At 40.5% G+C, this 20841-nt stretch carries 15 protein-coding genes; 5 read left to right on the plus strand and 10 right to left on the minus strand.

The window, feature by feature from the left end:
- Positions 1–65: 65 nt before the first annotated feature.
- Complete coding sequence (locus tag HRU23_06895) at positions 66–284, plus strand: DUF1107 family protein (protein ID NRA53857.1); 219 nt, start codon at positions 66–68, stop codon at positions 282–284.
- A gap of 40 nt (positions 285–324) precedes the next feature.
- Here the strand turns inward: HRU23_06895 and HRU23_06900 are convergent, their stop codons facing one another.
- Positions 325–852, minus strand: coding sequence for a cell division protein (locus HRU23_06900; protein ID NRA53858.1), 528 nt, complete (start codon positions 850–852; stop codon positions 325–327).
- Positions 849–1472: a repressor LexA gene (gene lexA, locus HRU23_06905; protein NRA53859.1), complete on the minus strand. Its 624-nt coding sequence runs from the start codon at positions 1470–1472 to the stop codon at positions 849–851. The genes HRU23_06900 and lexA overlap by 4 nt, the downstream gene beginning before the upstream one ends.
- Before the next feature lie 1267 nt (positions 1473–2739).
- Here lexA and HRU23_06910 point away from each other — a divergent pair.
- Positions 2740–3624, plus strand: coding sequence for a LysR family transcriptional regulator (locus tag HRU23_06910; GenBank protein NRA53860.1), 885 nt, complete (start codon positions 2740–2742; stop codon positions 3622–3624).
- Between the two features lie 17 nt (positions 3625–3641).
- Here the strand turns inward: HRU23_06910 and HRU23_06915 are convergent, their stop codons facing one another.
- The 6 genes from HRU23_06915 to HRU23_06940 form a co-directional block, all read right to left on the minus strand.
- Positions 3642–4310 carry an HAD-IB family hydrolase gene (locus HRU23_06915; protein ID NRA53861.1) on the minus strand — a complete coding sequence of 223 codons (669 nt, stop codon included), beginning with the start codon at positions 4308–4310 and terminating at the stop codon, positions 3642–3644.
- Positions 4311–4320: 10 nt separating this feature from the next.
- Positions 4321–5631: a hypothetical protein gene (locus tag HRU23_06920; GenBank protein ID NRA53862.1), complete on the minus strand. Its 1311-nt coding sequence runs from the start codon at positions 5629–5631 to the stop codon at positions 4321–4323.
- A gap of 79 nt (positions 5632–5710) precedes the next feature.
- The gene (locus tag HRU23_06925; protein ID NRA53863.1) at positions 5711–6541 is read right to left on the minus strand and encodes an outer membrane lipoprotein-sorting protein; all 831 of its coding nucleotides are present in this window, start codon (positions 6539–6541) and stop codon (positions 5711–5713) included.
- 24 nt (positions 6542–6565) lie between these two features.
- Complete coding sequence (locus tag HRU23_06930; GenBank protein NRA53864.1) at positions 6566–8911, minus strand: MMPL family transporter; 2346 nt, start codon at positions 8909–8911, stop codon at positions 6566–6568.
- A complete protein-coding gene (locus HRU23_06935) occupies positions 8908–10524 on the minus strand; it encodes an FAD-dependent monooxygenase (GenBank protein NRA53865.1) in 1617 nt (538 codons plus the stop codon). The genes HRU23_06930 and HRU23_06935 overlap by 4 nt, the downstream gene beginning before the upstream one ends.
- Positions 10521–11261, minus strand: coding sequence for a hypothetical protein (locus HRU23_06940; GenBank protein ID NRA53866.1), 741 nt, complete (start codon positions 11259–11261; stop codon positions 10521–10523). Before HRU23_06940 ends, HRU23_06935 begins: the two co-directional genes overlap by 4 nt.
- A 563-nt stretch (positions 11262–11824) precedes the next feature.
- On the opposite strand from HRU23_06940, the gene plsB reads away from it, so the two are divergent.
- Together plsB and HRU23_06950 are read left to right on the plus strand one after the other, a co-directional pair.
- Positions 11825–14242, plus strand: coding sequence for a glycerol-3-phosphate 1-O-acyltransferase PlsB (gene plsB, locus HRU23_06945; GenBank protein ID NRA53867.1), 2418 nt, complete (start codon positions 11825–11827; stop codon positions 14240–14242).
- Between the two features lie 257 nt (positions 14243–14499).
- Positions 14500–16797, plus strand: coding sequence for a nitric-oxide reductase large subunit (locus HRU23_06950; GenBank protein NRA53868.1), 2298 nt, complete (start codon positions 14500–14502; stop codon positions 16795–16797).
- 84 nt (positions 16798–16881) lie between these two features.
- On the opposite strand, the gene HRU23_06955 is transcribed toward HRU23_06950, so the two are convergent.
- The gene (locus tag HRU23_06955) at positions 16882–17835 is read right to left on the minus strand and encodes a LysR family transcriptional regulator (protein NRA53869.1); all 954 of its coding nucleotides are present in this window, start codon (positions 17833–17835) and stop codon (positions 16882–16884) included.
- Positions 17836–18073: 238 nt separating this feature from the next.
- Here HRU23_06955 and HRU23_06960 point away from each other — a divergent pair, with 238 nt between their 5' ends.
- Positions 18074–19411 (plus strand): aspartate aminotransferase family protein, encoded by a 1338-nt coding sequence (locus tag HRU23_06960; protein ID NRA53870.1) that lies wholly within the window; start codon positions 18074–18076, stop codon positions 19409–19411.
- Between the two features lie 417 nt (positions 19412–19828).
- Here HRU23_06960 and HRU23_06965 read toward each other — a convergent pair whose 3' ends face one another.
- Positions 19829–20827: an NADP-dependent oxidoreductase gene (locus HRU23_06965; protein NRA53871.1), complete on the minus strand. Its 999-nt coding sequence runs from the start codon at positions 20825–20827 to the stop codon at positions 19829–19831.
- Positions 20828–20841 lie beyond the last annotated feature (14 nt).

The following is a 20841-nucleotide window of genomic DNA, read 5'->3' on the forward strand; positions in this document are numbered from 1 at the left end:
ACAACTGAACTAATTTTTAGTTCTAGCGTCAAACGATATTACAGTTAATGTATGGTATGGATACTATGAAAAAATTTACGAGCAACTCACTCAATCAAATTGTAAAATACATCAAAATATTTTTTGAAGGCAGTTTAGAAGTACTCGAATTAGGAGTCTTCAATTTTGAGCAAGGACGGCTGTGTAGCCCAAACAATGCAACAAAAGCACAGGTTGTATTCGTTAGAGAAGTTAATAATTTAATCAAGCTTAAGCAACCACAAGCCGAATGGGCAGAAGCTTAACTCTACTCACTAAGCCTTTGCTGCGGCGTTGAATAACCGCTTAATGAATGAAATACTTAATCTTGTTTAAACTTAGTTGCTGACATGACTGGTCAGTTGTGTGGCAGCTAGCTTGTTTAAAAACGAACGCTAATGCTTGGGAACGTTTAGCCGCAATTTGTAACCGCCTAATATCTCGCTCATCGATAGCACCCGGCCAACCTAACACAGCACTGCTGGTTCCTGACATTAATGCTTGCTCCATGGCCCACAACGCATCAATTTGATCTTTTGGGTGAACGAGTAAAACCTTATTACTTGCAATGCCATACTCGGATAGCAGTTGTTTTATCTCGTTTTTTTGCGCGCCAATTAATACAATCCAGCGCCCTTGTTGGCTCAATGTTGCTAACGTTGGCCCTAACACTTTTAATGGATTAATTTGCTGCTCATTGCTGACAAGCTCATTAATGACTTGGGTTTTCCAACCCCCTAGCGGCAATGCTAAATCGATGGAGTTGTTGCCCGAGCTAATAGCTCGGGCCTGACTAGGACGCTGGATGTTGTTGTTTAAATACAGAGATTTCATTGCCAGTCTCCGTTTCGAATGATCCCTACAGCCAAGCCTTCTATTTCTAGTGATTGAAATTCTAAATCAACCTCAATAGGTTCAAACTCAGGATTTTCAGCGTGCAGAATAATTTTTTTACCTTGATGCTCAAAGCGCTTAACCGTTACATCATCGTCAACCCGAGCTATTACAACTTGGCCGTCTCTGGCTTGTGTCGTTTTGTGTACTGCTAATAGGTCACCATCCATAATGCCAATGTCTTTCATGCTCATGCCATTTACTCGTAACAAGTAATCTGCTTGAGGTTTAAACATGTTGGGGTCAATCTTATAATGGCATTCGATATGTTCCTGAGCCAAAATAGGTTCGCCGGCAGCGACACGACCAATCAGGGGTAAGCCAGTATCTTCAAGGTTTTCATCATTAGAGCTAATGACTCTAATGCCGCGCGAGGTTCCTGGGATTATCTCGATCGCGCCCTTTTTTGCTAATGCTTTAAGATGCTCTTCGGCCGCGTTGGCTGATTTAAAGCCCAATTGCTTAGCTATTTCGGCGCGAGTTGGAGGCATGCCCGTTAATGAAATATTGTCTTTAACCAGTTGCAGTATTTCGGCCTGTCGGTTCGTTAGTTTTTTCATTATGTTACCCTTTAGTCAACATTAGCGCTTAACTTCACTTGCCTAGCTTTGTCACTTAGCTGTTATTTTTAAGCATTTTTGAGACTGTTATTTCATACAGTTGACTGTCAGTATATACAGTATTTTATACTGTGCAAGTAATAAACAGCTATTAACTGAATCTTGTGTGGGTTCCAGTTTAAAAATAAAAAAATCCAGCATGATTAAATTCTGTCTATGTTGTTTTTCAAGGCTAGGTATATTTATATATCCGATTTAGCCTTCAATAGCTTTAATTCATAGCGCCTGTATTAATATATTGTATATATGCATAATATTTAGCATTGATGTTCGTTAAAAACCTTACTGTTAGGTAGAGCTATTGCGCGATAACTGTGGCACATAAACATAAAAAAAGGATTTTACTATCGCATTTTTGGTTGGCGTTATACAACGATGAGGAGTTGAGTTTTCTTTTTGAAATTCTTAGTTTTTTCCGTTCTTCTTATGTAAAAACAGCGAGTACTTTACTGATACAAGGTAATTACTGAAAGAAGCAACCCAACACGAAAATAGCTTGATGATACATAGCAAGCTCAGGTCACCGCGTAATGAAAAATCAGTAATATTGCTCAATCATCAAAGTAACTGCTTCTGCTTATATTCGTTTTAATAATGCTTATTTACTTGAGATACGATATTTTTACTTTTGCTCATAGCCGTGCTTGTGGCTTAGGTATAGCCCTGCAAGCATGATGATGACTGGTGTTGACCATAATAGGTATTCGATTACGTTGCTTTCTAGCATTGTGCTCTCCTTGTCTGAAGCTTCAGTATACATGATGTTGTTGACAGTTACTGAATGACCGTTGAGCCGGCAACACCGGTAGTTGCGTTCAGTTGCCCTTGAGTCTTAGGCTATATAGGTATTATGTTAAACCGAACTCCACAAACCTCCAGTTTTTCGGCACAGGATTAACATTTACTACCTATTCTGTGTGTGAGTTACTTGGTGCCTAGCTAGGACTAGTCGCGCCAATTTTTTCGCTCTTCCACAACAGAAAAATTTAGCGATAAATGGCGTGTAATATGCCTGTCATAAACTATGTTAAGCGAAATATAGATCACTAAACTCGGGACTATCCATGGCGTAAAACGTGAGTGCGTTATTTAAAGCGCTTAACTATTTAACGATATTGCAGCGCTAGTCTAATTGACGCGACTATTTTTATCGGGTAAAAGATAGGCAGTAATTTCCTATTCTGTCTATTAGGTTTTAAATATTAAGATGTCAAAATTTTTAGAATATCAAAACTATGTACATGTTTATGAACAAAAAAGCATTACCAAAGCAGCAAAGCAACTTAATATATCTACTTCATCGGTCAGTAAGCGCCTCGTTAAGTTAGAGTCGGCGATTCAAGTACAGTTGGTTGATCGAACAACCCATAACTTATCAATTACGCCACTGGGCGAGAAATTTTACCGACGTTGTAAGGCTATTTTAGAACAAGTCAAAGACTCGGAATTATTAATCCAAGAAGAAAACGAAAAGATCGATGGCAGGATTAGAATTTCAGTGCCAGAAATCTTAGCCAACAGAACATTTTTATTAGGGTTAAAAGGCTTCTTCTCCGACTTCCCTGAAGTGAACCTTGAAATCAATGTGACTAATGAAATCACCAATATGATCGATTCAGAAATAGACTTTTGTTTTAGAATCGGTTCGTTGGCCGATTCACAGCTCATTGCTATCCCCGTTTTAACACTTGATTTTATTTTTTGTGCCAGCCCTAATTATTTAAAAAATAATGAGATCCCAGATAATTATCAAGATTTAATAAGAGACAATAAGCTTATTTTACCCACTTATATTAATGTGGCTAAAGAATCAAAAGATTTTTTTCCTAACGATAATATCATCATTAAAAGTACTGAAAAATTTCACTGCTCAGATAATTTTAATACCATATTTAATCTGGCATTAAGCGAATTTGGGGTCACTCTTTTACCGAGAATGTATATTAAACAAGCACTGGTTAGTGGCCAACTAGTTCAAATATATCCTAATTATCAATCACCAGAGTTTAATGTCAGCTTAGTGTATAACCGAAAATTGAGCATGACAAAACTAATGGCCGAGTTTAAGGATCATGTTAAAACCAACTATTGAACTATATGGTTCGAGGATCATAAGGTGATTACTGTCCACTTGTTTGCTTGTGAAATTGATAATAATTGTGGGCAGTGACCAACAGCGACAGGGTGACCAACGGACTCAAGCATTGATACATCACTAATATCATCGCCATAAGCGAAACTCTCAATTAGTGATATGTTGTTTCTCTGTGCATATTTATCAATAACTTGACGTTTTCCATGACCAATCACTTGCTGGTTTAAATCACCAGTGATGCGATTGTTTATTAACACTAAGTCGCTACATAAAATATGTTTGACTCCTAGATCTTCTGCTATTGGCTTTAAACAAGGTAAAAATGAGCCAGACACGAATATAACAGCATCACCAACCGTTTGATGATGCCTTAAACGGTCGAGTATCGGTTGCTGATAAAATGTCGCACTTGGTTTACTTGCAAACCAAGTGCGACCCAAATCCATCAAATACGGCCAACTTACGCCGATAAAGACCTTATAATATTCTCTATTTAATTGTTCTCGGCTAACGCCTGCTTGTTGTAGCGCCATCAGCTTATCTTTAACACAGGTAAAATCAATAGAGGGCTCTTGGTATGGTGGTTGGTGACAATAGAACATTAAAAAGTCGAGCATGCTTTTGATATTTATTAAGGTATCATCGACATCAAAAAAAGCAGCAGTGTTGTGATTATTGTTCATCAAATTATTCCTAATAAGTATATTTAATTGATAGATTTATATGATCATTATTATCATATTGGCCAAAAATACCGTTTTTATTGCCAAAGAAGTAATTTGCACCTAGCGATACCACTAACTCATCATTGATGTTCCAGTCGGTTTTTATTCTGATTAAACCATCTTGATTATTAATGCTTTGTAAATATATAAGGTTAAGATGATATATTTGGTTTTCAAAATACTTGTCAAACATCACGCTCCATGTTGAATCAACTTTATCCCGTTGCAGTTGGGTCGCGGAGCCCGAAATAATATTTTGAAATAGCTGGCCGCTGATCATACCTTCATTTAATACTGACCAATCGAATGCTACTACATAATTGAATACGCTTCGTTTAGCGATACCCTCAGTGATCTGATTATTTAAAGTATGGAAATATTGTTGATCAACCAAACTGAGCTCTGAACGCAGCACAACATCGGCGAGTTCTTGTGAGTAAGATAAGCCAAATATATTAGCGCGGTAATATTTTGCTCGTAGTTGTAACGTATTGTCATCTTCTAATACTGACTGGTAAATATAGCTATCGTTATATTGGTTAATATAAATCAAGCTAATGTCTTTACCGTCAATGCTAGTACCCAATCTCATCGCGTAGTCGGCATTTTTTAATCGATTTTTGACACCTGATGCTGGTTTAGTATCAACTTGGTTATAATCACCAACAAGGGTTGGTGTTAGCTGAGGCGTGGTTGGTTGATAAAGACCATCTGGGATAAGAGAAGTCGTAGTGTCAGGGATATAAAGCAATTGCAGTGTCAAAGCGTCGAAGGACTTTGAATAATTAATCATCCAAATTGGGATTCTGGCATCATCGAAATCTTGTAGAATAAACTCGCTATAATCAAAAGGATTAATAATGTCTAACACACGTAGACCGTCACTTTCACCCCAAGCTACTTGCTGTTTTCCTATTTTAAAGTAATGTTGTTCGAGATAAAATTGCAAATAAAACTCCCTTAAATCTAAAGAAAGTTTGTCGTTAATATTATTGGTTTTACTCCAATCACTATAATTTTTCTGCAGATAATTAGTGCTGACTAATTGATTATCAAAATCATAGTCAAGGCGTAATAATCCTGTAAAACTAAGATTAGAATTGAGATCTACAGTTAATTCATTATCGTATCTTAGTCGATTTTGTTTGCTGTGGTGATCGGCTATTGAATAAGATGAATTAAAGAGTAATTCACTGGTTAGATCGTAATCACTGCCGTAGCAATTTGTCGTACAAAGAAGTATCAGCGGGCTAATACAACGAAATATTGTTTTTTTCATGGCAAGTATTTTTTATCATTTGTAAGGCTTGCTTTCACAAGCCTATGAATCGTTAACGCTAGAAACTAAACAATTATTTCTAACCTCGAGATAGGTTTTCACGAGTAAATAGCTTAGGGTTAAGTGGTTTATTTAATACAAAGTCATAAAATTCAATAATAGTGGAATGATTGGTTCTTAGGGTATTCATCGCTAATTTATGAGGACGTAGTTCATTGTTTCTACTGCCTTCAACAACCCGAAAATCTGAAGCATCCATTGTTTTAAATAAAGTACCATCGCGGTCAAAAAACTCAGTGTGGACTGCTTGAAAGTGAGCTTTTGCTACCCATATCCATCGTTTGCTATAGCCACTATTGTGAGATTCTTGCTCGGTTGCAGGCAAAGCCTCAATTACCCAACATTCTTCACCATTGCGTTTTTCTTCGCGTAAAATGGTATAACTGCGTTTTTCTCCGGCGACTTCGCCATCGAGAATTTCAAAATCCTCAAAACTAAAGTCAGTACCGACAAAACTATCGGTCTTTGAACTACCAGAAATACGGCGAGTTTTTCGCAGCGCCGGTAAATATAACCACCGATCATTTTCTCTCGTTTGGTGTTCAAGCTGGACGAAGGAAGTACCTTTGATATTTTTTGGTGAACTAAACTTCATATACGATTTGCGTAAAACAGGGTTGGTATCATCTAAAATGAACGTTGCTTTACGGACCCGCTTATTGCCGTGGTCATTGATTAAGGTCATGGTTATTTGAGCCACTTCACTAATTTCAGCTTTACGTGCCCGCTCATTTTTAACCATAATTTCTCGCGCCGATAATTGATTGTCTTGGGCAATTGCTGGACTACTTAGCATCGCCGCCAAGATCCCTTGGCTGAGGGTTAGCGCTAATAATTTGTTAAATTTCATGTCTATTCCTTAAATTAAGTAAATTTAAATACGAGATATAGCCGATTCGTCAGCAATGCTTACGGATTGTTCAGGATCTTTAGCTGTTGCTTGGGCTGAAAAGATAAACTTAGGTTTGACGATCGCAATGAGTGCTGGATATAGGAAAATCACACTCAACCCCATAATCAGCATAGTGAATGATACTAAGTAACCAAAAACTTGGACCGGTTTAAAGGCCGAAAATATCAGCATTGAAAAACCTAGCATATTGGTAAAGGTATCAAAAAACACGGCTTTAGCCGACGTGACTGCCGTTAGCGATAAGGCCTCTGAATAATTACCTACACTGATCATGTTTGTTCGTAATTTGCTCAAGTAGTGAATTGAAAAATCAATTCCGATCCCTATGGCTATCCCGGTAATAATCGAGGTTGGCATATCTAAACGAAGACCATAAAATCCCATGTAGGCGAACGTAAGAATGACCCCAAATGCAATAGGTAATACCCCAAGTAGGCCAGCAGAAAAAGAGCGATAAGCGAGGGAACATAGAACGATTATTAATAAGAGTGCCACAACAATGTTTTCAATTTTACCTTTAATGATGTAATCGACTTTGGCTAGCCATAAGATGATGTCACCACCAAAATCAGCGGTTGCTCCTTGCGGAAAATGTTGGTCTAAATAGTGCTTTGCGGTCAAATAGAGCGCTCGGTGTTCATCAGGATCAGAAGTCTTTAACATCACCTGAATTTTAGCTCGTTGATACTGATAATCGACCAGATTTGAGAAGTCACCAGGATCGCCGGACATATCATATAGCAGCATATATTGGGCAAGCTGTTCGTCAGATGTTAATGGTGTTTTTTGCTCACTATCGACATTGATGGCATCGGATATTTGATTAATGATGTCGCTAATCGAATGGGTATAACCAACACCAGGTTGTTGATCCATGTAGGTTTGAAAATCTTTAATAAATTCAATATATTTAACAGTTTGAATATCTCCACTGCTTTTCGCGGTGATCATAATGTTAAAATAGCGAGCGCCGGCTAGTGAGTCATTAAATACGTTAAATGCAACTCTCGCTTGATTGTCTTGCTTAAATAAATCTAAAAAATCTAAGCCAGTCTTGATTTGACTAATGCCAAAAACACCGATTAAGGTTAAACACAGATAGCTAAAAACTACCTTAAATTTATGTCGTAGTGAAAAAGCGGTGACCGTGATTAACAGCCGATCTAACCTTGAAGTACCGATAAGTTTCTGCTGATCTTTGCGATCTTTAATGTTTATGCATAACTGTAAGATAGCCGGTAAGACAGTGATATTTATTAACCAGGCACCAAGAATGCCGACCATCGAAGCAATGGCGAACTCTTTGATCATTAATATTTCGAAAACCGCTAATGATGCAGCCCCAAGCGCCGAAGTGACGCCGACGAGTATCAGAGAGGGCAATACTTTGGCTAATGCCTGCTGTACTCGTGTTTTACTCGATACTGGTTCATTATAATAATAAATTAGAATGTGAATCGCATAAGAGCTAGCAATAGTGACCAATAGTAATGGTAGAGCTGTCGATACTGCCGTTTGAGGTAACCCCAAATGCCCCATCATTCCCATTGCCCATATGATGCTTAAGATGACGCAAACCATCGGTAATATCACACCGCGCACATTTCTAAAGCAGACAAATAAACCAATCATAATCAGCAATAATGCTAATGGGATTAGGGTTGCAGTGTCTTTTTGAATACCACCATCAATCTCTTGAGTAAAGATTGGCTCGCCGGTGACATAAATTTGTTCGGGGCCTTGGTATTTATCAACAATGGCATAAACTTGGTTATATAAAGTTGCTTGATCGTATCCAGGATCCACTTGTGCCGTAATCACGGTAAACTGGTTATCTTTAGATACGAGTCGGTTATTGACTAAAATATTACGTTTAACCTCCTGTTCAAGTGTTTTTAGTCCAGCGTTATCAGTTGGCACTGTTTTCATGAAAACACCAACATCGAGCCCCCACTCCTTACCAACAACATTATTAACGGTAGCTAAACTGTTGATTTGATCTGGTACTACAAAGTCGACCCGTTTGAGTTCATTTGAAATTTTTGCCACCTTAGTTAAGGTGCTACTTTGAAATATATTGCTATGGTGGATCCCGATCATTATTTCGGTTTTATCGCCAAAAATATTATCAATACGTTTTTTAGTCGCGACAATAGGATCGATTTCAGGTAAATCGGCATCTTGATTGGTTCGAATTGTCATTTTAGATAAACCACTGCCAATCATGACGGTTATCAGTAGCATTAATAATAAAACTTTTATCGGATGCTTTGTGACGAGCTCTGCATACTTGTTGGTTAAATTCATGAGGATCCCTTAATGCTTATATCTGTTAGGTTATTAGCGATGAATTGGGAAATTAGATCTGGTATTTCCGTGGCGTTTTTTATGTGACCAGCCTGTTGGATATGGCAATCTGGTCTAACAAATATAAATATATTTGATGATAAATTCTTATTTTGTAATGGACTCAGCGACTCTCTGATTAAGCTGTAATGAAAAGATACACCTTGTATCACGCTTTGATTTGAGAGCTGGATAACTTGTAATGAGGGGTGTTGAAAAGAAATCAATTGGTGTTTTATTTCATGCTGTTCTGCGAGTAGCAATAACGTATATTTATCGAGATTTAATAAAGGATAAAGCTGGCTAATCACCAGACCATTATTGAGCGATAAATTAGCCATACGGTCACCAGCTCTAAACTGAGTTTGGTTCATTTGGTTCGAAATAAGCTTCTGATAACTATGGCTCATACCAGAGGCTTCCATCACCATTTTCTTTTTCACTCGGGGAGATTTACTCAGTAGTGGTAGGGTATCATCTTGCAACATAACGGAAAAAAAGTTACTGATGGAGAATAATCTATATAACTTACCGGTGGAGCCTAAGGCTTGTTCGGCAATGAATCGACGTTCATTATTGTAACTTTGCAATAATTTAATATTGGATTGTTTTTTGATAATCAAAGATAACTTCCACGCTAAATTAAAACTATCTTGGACGCCTAAATTGATCCCTTGTCCTCCGACAGGGCTATGAATGTGACACGCATCACCGACTAAAATAACCCGATGATGGACATACTGTTCAACAAGCTTGTTGTTTAGCTTAGCCTTAGATAACCAATCAATATACTCAAAACGTAAATCAGAAAAACCTCGTTCATCAAGTAATTTGTTGAACTGTTTTTCATCGAAGGCAATGTTATTTAGCCGACTCTGTGGAATATCAACAACAATGCGGTGCTTGCCATTCGGGAGCGGAAATAACATGGTGTAGCCCTTAGGCGAAAGGAAGGTATGCCCTTGGCTAAGGTTAATATTGGAACGTTTAAATTGAGTTGTTATCTGCCCGTCAGCGACAATATAGCTTTCGTCATAATGTCGGCCGGGAAAGTCTATTGCTAAGTTCTTTCTGACAGCACTTTGCGATCCGTCGCAACCTATCACAAAGTCATGATTTTGAGAGTAGCACTTACCATCACTGCGTAAAGAAGCGATAACATTAGTGTCCGTTTGATTCAGGCTTGTTAGCTCTACGCCATACTCAATGGTGCCACCTAATGCTTCATACTGCTCAGCGAGTAACTCTTCAAGTCGATATTGTTCCAAGCTAAATACGCTATCAAAATTAGGATTCTCTAATAATGGAAAGTCGAAGTTGAATACATGGCTGCGTTCTGAGTGAATATTCATGTTCTTAACAGCTAACGCATGTTGTTTTATTTTCTGACCTACACCAATTAATTCAAGTAATTCAACTGTGCGAGCATGGAGGCTAAATGCCTTTGAGGAAGGGAGTCGTACCATACGTTTTTCAATGACAATACAAGGTATACCATAGGTTAATAATAAGCATCCTAGAGTTAATCCAGCTGGACCGCCACCAACAATGAGTACACTTTTATCGATGCTCATTGAGATACTCTTTGTGGTGAATCACCCTTAGTCATTAAATTGAGTAATTGCTTGCTCCGTTGACCACTTTTCTTTTTCATGAGTAGATTATCCATTTTGGATAATCTTTGACTTGGGACAACTTTGAATGTGGCAAAGGTTCGAACGATAAGTTCATTGTTCTGGTTAAAGTTAATATCGACGTGATAGTTTTCACCATCACGCTCAATACTGACTGTGATATGAGTACAAAAAGGAAAGGTGAATTTTATATATTCACAATGAACATCATTAATAATCATTGATACGTTAACTGGGTCATCTCCAACAAAAGAGGCCCATGATGCAATTGATATTTGTCTTGTTGCTTCTAGAAAAATCATGCCGGGGTTAAGCTGACCGCTAAAATGATCGAGTAGAAATTCGTTGTCATTATCAATAATTAATTCAGCTAGGTATTGGCCTGGTGCAATGGTTTGTAATTGTGTGATTAATACATCTTTTTGATTTGACTTACGCATAGCTTCTTTACTTTGCATAATAATTTCGTCGGAATTATTGTTGTTATTTAATCGTGCATTCACATCAATAATTTTTTGTCGACAGCCTTTATTTAAGCCTTGAGCGGGAACGTAATACGGATGCTTAATTTCTGATATCGTTTGACTTGCAGTTTTTTTTATAAAATCGCTGTAGGTAATATATAACTTGTCCTGCGATAAATTAGAAAATCTGTCGTCGACCACAAATTGTAACATGGTAATTCCTTCACTTTTTGTTGAATCAATACGTGCCTGTATTGACTTTTAGTCCGATAAGATTAGTTTTAAATGCTAACTGTTCATATTTCCAATTTAGAAAAACCATTTTTTATCGTAGAGAAAAGAGAAGGTTTCTCTTTAATTTTGTGATTAACGGGAATCTATTAAACGAGAGTAACAAGTTGACTGGTAAAACTTGATGGATCTAGTTTCGCTGTTAAAGGACGGGGCAATATCATGATATTTCTCTGATGAGAAAAGTGCTCACAAATAGTAGCAACACAACATTTGTGAGCTTACGGCTGATAGTTCAATTAAACTGATTTTGTCATATTAACTTCAATTACAAGGGGCAAACCCTTTGTTGAAGTGTCCAGCAGATTCAATCACAACATATTTAACCGACGGGGTTGTCAGGGCCGCGCAAAGACGCAATTAACACGCAGCAGAAATTGTCATTATCTAGTACTTCGCGACGAATAACGTCTGACAAAGCTATAGAACACGGGGCTTTTTTGCTATATTAAGGCGTTTTTCTCGCAACGGTTCCCTTTTATATTATGACAAGCCCTCTTTTTCGTTGGATCCAAGTATTACGCTGGCCTCTAAAGCTCTTTGTAAAGAGCAAGTTAGTGCCTAAGGATCCGTGTTCTGAACTCGGTATCGATCGCACCAAGCCGATTGTCTATGTGCTTAAAAATGAGTCTGCGTCTGACTTGTTAGCCTTAGAGCGGGTTTGTCAGCAATTAGCAATTCCAGCGCCAACAGAAAAAATCACCATTAACGGTAATACCATTCCGCGTTATTTTTGTATTCAAGGCCGCAAGCCGCTGTATGTGAAGCAAGACGATTCTGAAAAATTCATTACTCGTTTTAGCGAATTTATTGGGTTAATCCGTGCCGATACTGAACAAGATGTGCAAGTGGTGCCAGTGTCGTTATTTTGGGGTCGCAAACCCGGCCGTACCGATGATTCAGTAACCTCGGCAGTATTGCAGCGTGAAAACGCCAGCTGGTTACGTAAAATGATGATGATCATTTTTCTGGGGCGTGACAACTTCGTTCGTTTTAGCCGACCTATTTCAATGCAAACGTTGCTTGAGAAACGTGGCAGCGATGAGCAAGTAGCACATAAATTATCTCGATTAGCGCGTTTTCATTTTCATCGTCAAGCTCAAACTATGCTTGGGCCTAAGTTGTTATACCGCGCTTCGCTAGAGCGTAACTTGTTGCAATCGGCGGCGTTGCAAAGCGTGATGAAAGACTATGGCGAACAAAAGAATAAAACCAAGGAAGAAGTCGAACAAGAAGTACGTGATTTTATCGATGAAATTGCGGCAGATTATTCAGAACGCGTACTGCGGATTTGTGACCGTGTATTAACTTGGTTGTGGAATAAGTTATACAAGGGCGTCAACATCACCAATGCTGAGCGGGTTCGTCAGCTTGCACAAAATGGCGATGAAATTGTGTTTGTGCCATGTCACCGCAGCCACATGGATTACTTGTTATTAAGCTATGTTATTTATCGTCAAGGCATGGTGCCACCGCATATTGCAGCCGGCATTAATTTAAGCTTTTGGCCTGCCGGTCCTATTTTACGTCGTGGCGGTGCATTCTTTATGCGTCGTAGTTTCCGCGGTAATAAACTTTATGCCGCGGTATTTAGAGAATACCTGCATCAGTTATTTAGCAATGGCCATTCTGTTAAATATTTCACCGAGGGCGGGCGCTCGCGTACGGGGCGTTTATTAGCGCCTAAAACGGGCATGATCGCGATGACAGTTCAGGGCTTGTTGCGCGGTATTGACCGTCCTATTACCTTGGTGCCTGTGTATCTTGGTTATGACCACGTGATGGAAGTGAGTACTTATCATAGTGAGTTAAAAGGCAAGTCGAAAGAGAAAGAGTCGATGGGGCAGGTGGTTAAAACCTTGCGCAAGCTGAAAAACTTTGGTCAAGCCTATGTTAACTTTGGCGAGCCAATTCAGTTAAATAAGCTGCTTGATGACAAGGTTGAGAATTGGCGCGACGACATTGATACGTTAGCGGTGCAAAAACCTAGCTGGCTAACCCCAGTGGTGAACGACATTGCTAATAATGTGATGGTTAATATCAATAACAGTGCGGCGGTGACCTCGATTACTTTATCTGCGCTAGTTTTGTTGGGCGTTGAGCGACGCATAACCTCTAAAGATGCGCTAGAAAAGCAGCTTGAACTGTATTTGCAATTGTTACGCAAAGCACCCTTTATGCCTGATGTAACGATACCCGACGTTAACGGTCAGCAGTTGTTGTCGCAAGCGATTGGCTTAGAGAAATTTACCCTAAGCTCAGATCAGCTTGGTGAGATGGTTAGTCTCGATGTTTCAGGTGCGGTAACCATGACCTATTACCGTAATAACATTTTGCACTTGTTTGCGCTACCGTCATTAATTGCGGCTATCTTTATTTATAAAGGCAGTAAAACTCGCGCCCAGTTAGCTGAGATTATTGAGCCACTTTATCCGCTGTTTCAGGCCGAGTTTTTCCTTGGTTTTGAGCATGACGCTCGTGAAAGTTATATCAACTCGGTCTTAGCAGCCTTAATTGATTTGGGCTTAATTGAGTTGGTTGATCAGCAATATCGCTTAATTAGCGAAACGCGCAGTCAGCTATTTATCATGGCGCAGCACATTCAAGAAACGTTAGAGCGTTATGCGATTGTACTTAAAATATTGGAACGTAAACCTAAAATTGAGCGAGCGGCGTTAAGTCAAGAAAGTCACGCCTTGGCCCAACGTTTATCGAAAATTCATGGCATTAATGCCGCCGAATTTTTTGATAAGCAGGTGTTAACAACCTTTATTTCGGGGCTTAAAGAGCAAGATTACTTAAATGATCAAGTGCCAGCTAAGTCATTAGAAGAGCTAGCGACTTTAGTGAGTTCGTTAATGCGACCTACGGTATTGGCGACCATTCGCGCAAGTTTAAATTAATTGTATTTGAGGTGGGGTTATTCAACCCCACCTCAGCCAGAACAACCATTCGTTATAAACCCACCCAATCAATCAACCGTCTTTAGGTTAAGTATTTGATCTTAAAAATTGATTTAAAATAATTAATCGGTAAAAACTTGGCTGTTATTTTCCCCTCTTGAGCAATGTCATGGCGCCAATCTCCGTTTGCGCTTAGTTTCTCTGTATTCGAACACCGTAACCTTGATTTCAAGCATTGCAAAGATATGGAGAATTAAATAATGAAAATAAAATATACAATTTGGGGGCTGTTGATCATTATGATTTGCTCCTTTAGCGTATTGCTGTCTTTGGGCAGTGATATTTATCAAGAAGCGCCACCATTGCCCCAGCAAGTAATAACGACGCAAGGCGACGTTATTTTTAGCTATGACGATATTGACCAAGGGCAACAAGCTTGGCGCTCAATGGGTGGTCATCAGCTCGGATCTATTTGGGGGCACGGTTCTTATGTTGCGCCCGACTGGACAGCTGATTGGATCCATCGTGAAGCGCTAGCTTGGTTGGAGCTGGCATCATTGGATCAATTCAATCAAAGCTTTAAAGACTTAACCAAGCCACAGCAAGCTGGCCTTGAACAAGCACTGATTGGCGAAATTAAACCCAATAATTATCAACCCGCTAGCGAAAGCATTGTGATTTCGCCACGTCGAGCGCAAGCTATTGCTGCGGTAACCCAGCACTATCAATCGTTATTTAGCGCTGATCCTGCAACAAAACAGATGCGTATAGATTATGCAATGAAAGACAATACCTTGGTCTCTGCTGAGCGCCGAGAAAACTTTAGTGCCTTTGTTTTTTGGACCGCGTGGGCGGCAGTAACTCAGCGTCCCGACCAAGATTATACTTACACTCATAATTGGCCTTACGACGAGCAAGTAGGTAATGATATTACCTCTTCATTAATGGTGTGGTCTATTTTAAGTGTCTGTGGCTTGATATTTGGCATTGGCGCTTTAGTTTTTTATCACGCGTCGATTAAGGCTGAACATCCACCCATCGCACCGACTAGTGACTCGCTATTTAATACCGAAGCGACAGCATCACAAAAGGTCGCAGGGTTATTTTTTGTCACTGCGATTGGGCTATTTCTGCTGCAAATATTACTCGGTGCGGTTACAGCGCATTACGCCGTTGAAGGGCAGGCTTTTTATGGGATTGAAATTTCACAATGGATCCCGTATTCACTGACTCGTACTTGGCATACTCAGCTGGCAGTTTTTTGGATTGCGACGGCTTGGCTTGGCACAGGTTTGTATATTGCACCGGCCTTGTCAGGTTATGAACCTAAATATCAGTGGCAAGGCGCGTTATTTTTATTATTTGCGCTAGTGGTTATTGTTTTGGGATCAATGGCTGGTGAATGGTTTGCCATACAACAGGTTATTGATCTAGATATCAGTTATTGGTTTGGTCACCAAGGTCAAGAATACATTGATTTAGGGCGTTTCTGGCAGCTATTCCTGATGTTAGGTTTGGTTATTTGGTTGGTATTAGTGACTCGTGCTATCTATCCGGTACTAAGTAAGCGCGACGAACAGCGCCCTATGGTCTGGATGTTATACCTGTCATGTATTGCAATTGGCGGCTTCTATTTTGCTGGCTTAGGCATGGGCAAACATACCAACTTAGCGATTGCTGAATATTGGCGCTGGTGGGTGGTACACCTATGGGTTGAAGGATTCTTTGAAACCTTTGCTGTGTCTGTAACTGCGTTATTTTTCGTTCGACTTGGGCTGGTTAGCGCTAAGTCTGCCACCGCGGCGGTACTGTTTTCAACGTTAATCTTTTTAACTGGCGGCATTATAGGTACTACTCATCACCTGTATTTCACGGGCACCACAAACTCAGTGATAGCGTGGGGCGCGATGTTCTCGGCACTAGAAGTTGTGCCATTAGCGATCATTGGTTTTGAAGCAATTGAAACTTATCGGATGCGCAAAATGCAGCCTTGGGTTCAAAAATACCACTGGGCGATTATGTTCTTTGTTGCGACCGCATTTTGGAATTTAATTGGCGCTGGCGTATTGGGCTTCTTAATTAATACCCCGATTGCGTTATATTTCATTCAAGGCTTAAATACAACTGCAACCCATGCTCATGCGGCCTTTATGGGCGTGTACGGCAACTTGGGTATTGGTTTGATGTTGTTCTGCTTGGCTGGGATTACTAAACGAATTGGTTGGCAAGACAGACCATTAAAATGGGCCTTCTGGAGTATTAATATCGGCCTAATGGCAATGTTGTCTATGTCGTTATTTCCGGTTGGTATTATTCAGTTTTTTGCCTCGGTTGAGCACGGTTACTGGTTTGCCCGTTCGTCTGAAGTCATTCAAAGTGATCTAGTGCGTAGCTTGGTCTGGAACCGAACTTTCGGCGATATCATCTTTGGTATTGGTGGTCTGCTACTTGGTTACTTTGTGTTAGGGCTGCTCTTTCCACGCCTAGGCAGTAAGAATAAAAGTAAAAACAGTGATACCTCGACTGATGGTGTTACAGGACTTACTAACGAGTAATAAAAGTTAATTTATACCGATTGCGGCCACCTTAGTTAATGCTTTTGCAAGACTAAGTAAGTGGCCGCTTAACGTTATAGGCCATTAAAGCTTAAAATTTTCGTTAGTATGCTCTTTGTTCTTTTCATTATTTAGTAGTTCAACAAAGGTATCGAGCAGCATGTTGGCGCGGGCGCTTTTTCTTGTGATAGCAGAGTAGGTGCTAAGAATTTGAAAGTTTTCAGGTCTTATTGCGCGTAATGAATTGGTTTGAACCCAGCGTTTGGCGAAATGATCCGGTAAATACCCAATATATCGTCCGGTGAGAATTAAAAAAGCAATGCCTTCTCTATCGGTTGCGCTGGCCGTGTTATTGAGCTTTTGCAATTGATTTTTTATTTCGGGCGTTTGTTGATAAGACAGGATTACCGCATCGGATGCTGAAATCATCGCATTGGTTAACTGGCTATGCTCAAGTGAAAAAATAGGATGATCTTCACTGCAATATAACAACGAACGTTCTTGATACAGCGGATTATAATCTAAGCCAGGCAAGGGTCTTAGTTCAGGAACCACTCCAATATGTAACCTACCATCAAGCACATCTATTTCAATTTGATTTGGTGGCATCATTTTTATATTAATGATTACGTCAGGGCCAAGATCTTTTAGTGCCCGTAATGAATTGGTTATTTTCATGTGCTCAAAGCTAACTAAACTGTCGGTAATGCCGATGTTTAACTCACCCTTTAGTTGCTCATTTATGCCGTTAACTTGGGTGGTAAATGCTTCTAAAGCGCTTAGTAATTCCATCACCGATTGGTAAACCTGGGCTCCTTCATCGGTTAATGAAAACCCGGTTCTGCCACGCTGACACAGTTTAAGATGAAGCCTTTTTTCAAGATCAGAAATTGCAATGCTAATTGCTGGGCGGCTAATATTTAACTCAACTTCTGCCGCAGAGAAACCGCCACAATCGACCACTGCTTTGAAAATTCGTAACATCCGCAGATCAATGTTACTAACTTGGCCGGTTAGGCCTCTTTTGGTCGCTGCCATATTCCACCAATAGGTAAGTAATGTGCTTATCAAAAAAAATAACTTAACAGGCTGGTTACCTATGGTCAAGTTGAAGCAGGCGCAAACTCAGGCTGTTGCTGCTGTTTGTTTTAGCGAGTAGAGTTAGGTAAGTAGTTGGTTAACTAAAGTTCAAAACAGAAATATTTAACAATGTGTTCGAGAGCATGATAATGGAATCACTTACTTAATTCTTAGTTTAATGATCGTTAGGTGGAACATGGATAATAACAAGACAAATCATGGCATAAGCCAAGCTCAGCTCGATGCTCACTGGATGGCCTTTACCGGTAACCGCCAGTTTAAAAAAGATCCGCGAATTATTGTGTCGGCTCAAGGAAATTATTATACCGACGCTGACGGTCGACAAATATTCGATGGCCTATCTGGCTTGTGGTGTTGTGGTGCCGGTCATAGTCGCCCCGAAATAACCGAAGCGGTCAGTCAGCAGATTAAGCAACTTGATTACGCACCAGCGTTTCAGTTTGGCCACCCGAAAGCATTTCAATTGGCTGAAAAAATTGTCGAGTTTATGCCGCAAGGATTAAACCGGGTCTTTTATACTGGCTCTGGCTCTGAGGCGACCGAAACGTCACTTAAAATGGCCCGTGCCTACTGGCGTAAAAAAGGCTTATCAAGCAAAACTAAGCTGATTGGTCGTGGTTTGGGTTATCACGGGGTTAACTTCGGTGGTATTTCAGTGGGCGGCATTGGTGCTAACCGCGCTACTTTTGGACCGGCGGTTGAGGCCGATCATTTACGCCATACCTTATTAGCGGAAAATACCTTTGTTAAAGGTCAGCCACAAACTGGCGGCGACTTAGCCAGTGAATTGCTTGAATTAGTGGCGCTGCACGATGCCTCAAACATAGCCGCAGTGATCGTTGAGCCGATGGCGGGTTCCGCTGGGGTTATTCCACCGCCCGTTGGTTATTTAAATCGACTGCGCGAGATTTGCGATCAACATAATATATTACTGATTTTCGACGAAGTTATTTGTGCTTTTGGCCGCATGGGTGCCAAAACTGGTGCTGAGGCTTTTGGCGTAACGCCAGATATTATCAATGTTGCCAAGCAGCTGACTAATGGCACCATTCCGATGGGCGCGGTGATCGCCAAGCAAGAAATTTACGATACCTTTATGGAGCACGGCGGACCAGAATACATGCTGGAATTTCCGCACGGTTATACTTATTCTGCACATCCGGTGGCCTGCGCCGCAGCTTTAGCCAGTTTAGAACTGTTGCAAACCGACAAACTTATTGAGCGAGTTAGTGATCTGAGCCCATATTTTGAAGAGGCGGTTCATAACCTTAAAGGCTGTAAACATGTCACAGATATTCGAAACTATGGCTTGGCCGCAGGCTTTAACATTGACCCAATCGCGGGCGAACCGGGCCTGCGCCCGTATCAAATCGCGATGAAAATGTGGCAAAAGGGTTTTTATGTGCGTTATGGCGGCGCGACCGTTCAGCTAGGGCTGCCGTTTACCAGTGAACGCGAAGAAATTGACCGCCTGTTAAGCGCGCTTGGGGAAACCTTTAACGAGGTTGGATAACGTTTTTTAATCACATTGGTTATGTGCTATTTAAGTGTATTTTAAAGTTAGTTCAGCGACTTTTATGATGTGCTTTTATAGCCTCTCTCTATTCTACTTTTGTGTCAGCACACCAGTTACTTTTCTTTGCGTCGCCAAAGAAAAGTAACCAAAAGAAAGGCGACCCGCAGTTTAGTTGCTTATATTCAATAGAATCACCGTCTTAACGAAACCGCTTTTTATGCGCGTCTCGGCTTTGGCATCCTGCGTCGCTCTAACTGCGCCATCCATGGCTTCGCATGCGCAAAAAGCTAAAAAATCATCCCTGATTTTTTCTTCTAACGGCCATACTCTTGAATGCAACTAATATCGGGAGCTACAACCGACACCTCCGTGTTGTAACTTTTAATCTGCTGTGTTTAATTGCAATTTAACTATTTACAGCTTAACGAGCAGTTTGCCTTTGTTGGCGCCGGTGAAAAATAAGTTTAAGCCATCGATTGCTGACTCCAGCCCCTCTAACACATGCGAGCGATGCTTTATTTGGCCAGCCATTACGTAAGGCGTTAGCTTTTCGAGCAGTTGCGGTGTTTGATGGAGGTGATCTGGCATAGTGAAACCTTCAATGGTGATACGTTTTTTAATTACGTTTAACCAACTTGGGCCAGCGTCTGGCGTTGCCTTGGCGTAATCTGCGATCAAACCACAGACAACCACTCGGCCATGTGCATTCATCCGTTCGAAAATTAGGGGCTGAATTTCACCACCGGTATTTTCAAAAAACACATCGATACCTTGTGGAGCATGCTGGGCAAGTTGGGCATCGAGATCTGCTGATTTGTAGTTTATCGCCGCATCAAAACCTAGCTCATTAACAATCCAATCGGCTTTTTCATCACTGCCAACCACACCAATAACGGTTAAGCCTTCAGCTTTAGCCAGTTGACCAACTAAAGAACCGACCGATCCAGCGGCGCCAGTTACGATGAGTGTTTCACCTTTTTTAGGTTTGCCAACATTAAACAGACCTTGGGTTGCTGTTAAGCCTGGCAGGGCGAAAATAGATAATACCGCTTCGTTTGGCAGTGGTGCTTGAACTTTATTTAGCCCTTGGCCATTACCAACATAAAATTGCTGCCAGCCCATCATGCCCATGACGCGATCACCGACTGAAAAGTCAGGGTGATTACTTTCAATCACTTCACCAATACCAAAGCTGCGCATAACATCGCCCAGTGCAACTGGTGGAATATAACTTTCCAGATCAGGACTCATCCAGCCAAACATTGCAGGATCTAAAGAGAAATGTTGCTGTTTTACGAGCAACTCACCGGCTTGAATAGTAGGCACGTCATGCTTAACTAGTTCGAACAGATCGCTGGTGATTGGTCCGCCAGTAGGGCGTTTAATTAATTTTATCGCAGTATTTTTATGCATCTGGCTCTCTCTTT

The sequence above is a fragment of the Gammaproteobacteria bacterium genome (assembly GCA_013214945.1).
GTDB lineage: Bacteria > Pseudomonadota > Gammaproteobacteria > Enterobacterales > Psychrobiaceae > Psychrobium.

What these genes read in the sequence shown, in the direction of transcription:
- HRU23_06925 (NRA53863.1), bottom strand. Translation starts at nt 6,541, where the DNA reads ATGAAATTTAACAAATTATTAGCGCTAACCCTCAGCCAAGGGATCTTG.
- HRU23_06935 (NRA53865.1), bottom strand. Translation starts at nt 10,524, where the DNA reads ATGAGCATCGATAAAAGTGTACTCATTGTTGGTGGCGGTCCAGCTGGA.
- plsB (NRA53867.1), top strand. Translation starts at nt 11,825, where the DNA reads ATGACAAGCCCTCTTTTTCGTTGGATCCAAGTATTACGCTGGCCTCTA.
- HRU23_06940 (NRA53866.1), bottom strand. Translation starts at nt 11,261, where the DNA reads ATGTTACAATTTGTGGTCGACGACAGATTTTCTAATTTATCGCAGGAC.
- HRU23_06965 (NRA53871.1), bottom strand. Translation starts at nt 20,827, where the DNA reads ATGCATAAAAATACTGCGATAAAATTAATTAAACGCCCTACTGGCGGA.
- HRU23_06895 (NRA53857.1), top strand. Translation starts at nt 66, where the DNA reads ATGAAAAAATTTACGAGCAACTCACTCAATCAAATTGTAAAATACATC.
- HRU23_06930 (NRA53864.1), bottom strand. Translation starts at nt 8,911, where the DNA reads ATGAATTTAACCAACAAGTATGCAGAGCTCGTCACAAAGCATCCGATA.
- HRU23_06910 (NRA53860.1), top strand. Translation starts at nt 2,740, where the DNA reads ATGTCAAAATTTTTAGAATATCAAAACTATGTACATGTTTATGAACAA.
- HRU23_06920 (NRA53862.1), bottom strand. Translation starts at nt 5,631, where the DNA reads ATGAAAAAAACAATATTTCGTTGTATTAGCCCGCTGATACTTCTTTGT.
- HRU23_06955 (NRA53869.1), bottom strand. Translation starts at nt 17,835, where the DNA reads ATGGCAGCGACCAAAAGAGGCCTAACCGGCCAAGTTAGTAACATTGAT.
- HRU23_06900 (NRA53858.1), bottom strand. Translation starts at nt 852, where the DNA reads ATGAAATCTCTGTATTTAAACAACAACATCCAGCGTCCTAGTCAGGCC.
- HRU23_06960 (NRA53870.1), top strand. Translation starts at nt 18,074, where the DNA reads ATGGATAATAACAAGACAAATCATGGCATAAGCCAAGCTCAGCTCGAT.
- lexA (NRA53859.1), bottom strand. Translation starts at nt 1,472, where the DNA reads ATGAAAAAACTAACGAACCGACAGGCCGAAATACTGCAACTGGTTAAA.
- HRU23_06915 (NRA53861.1), bottom strand. Translation starts at nt 4,310, where the DNA reads ATGAACAATAATCACAACACTGCTGCTTTTTTTGATGTCGATGATACC.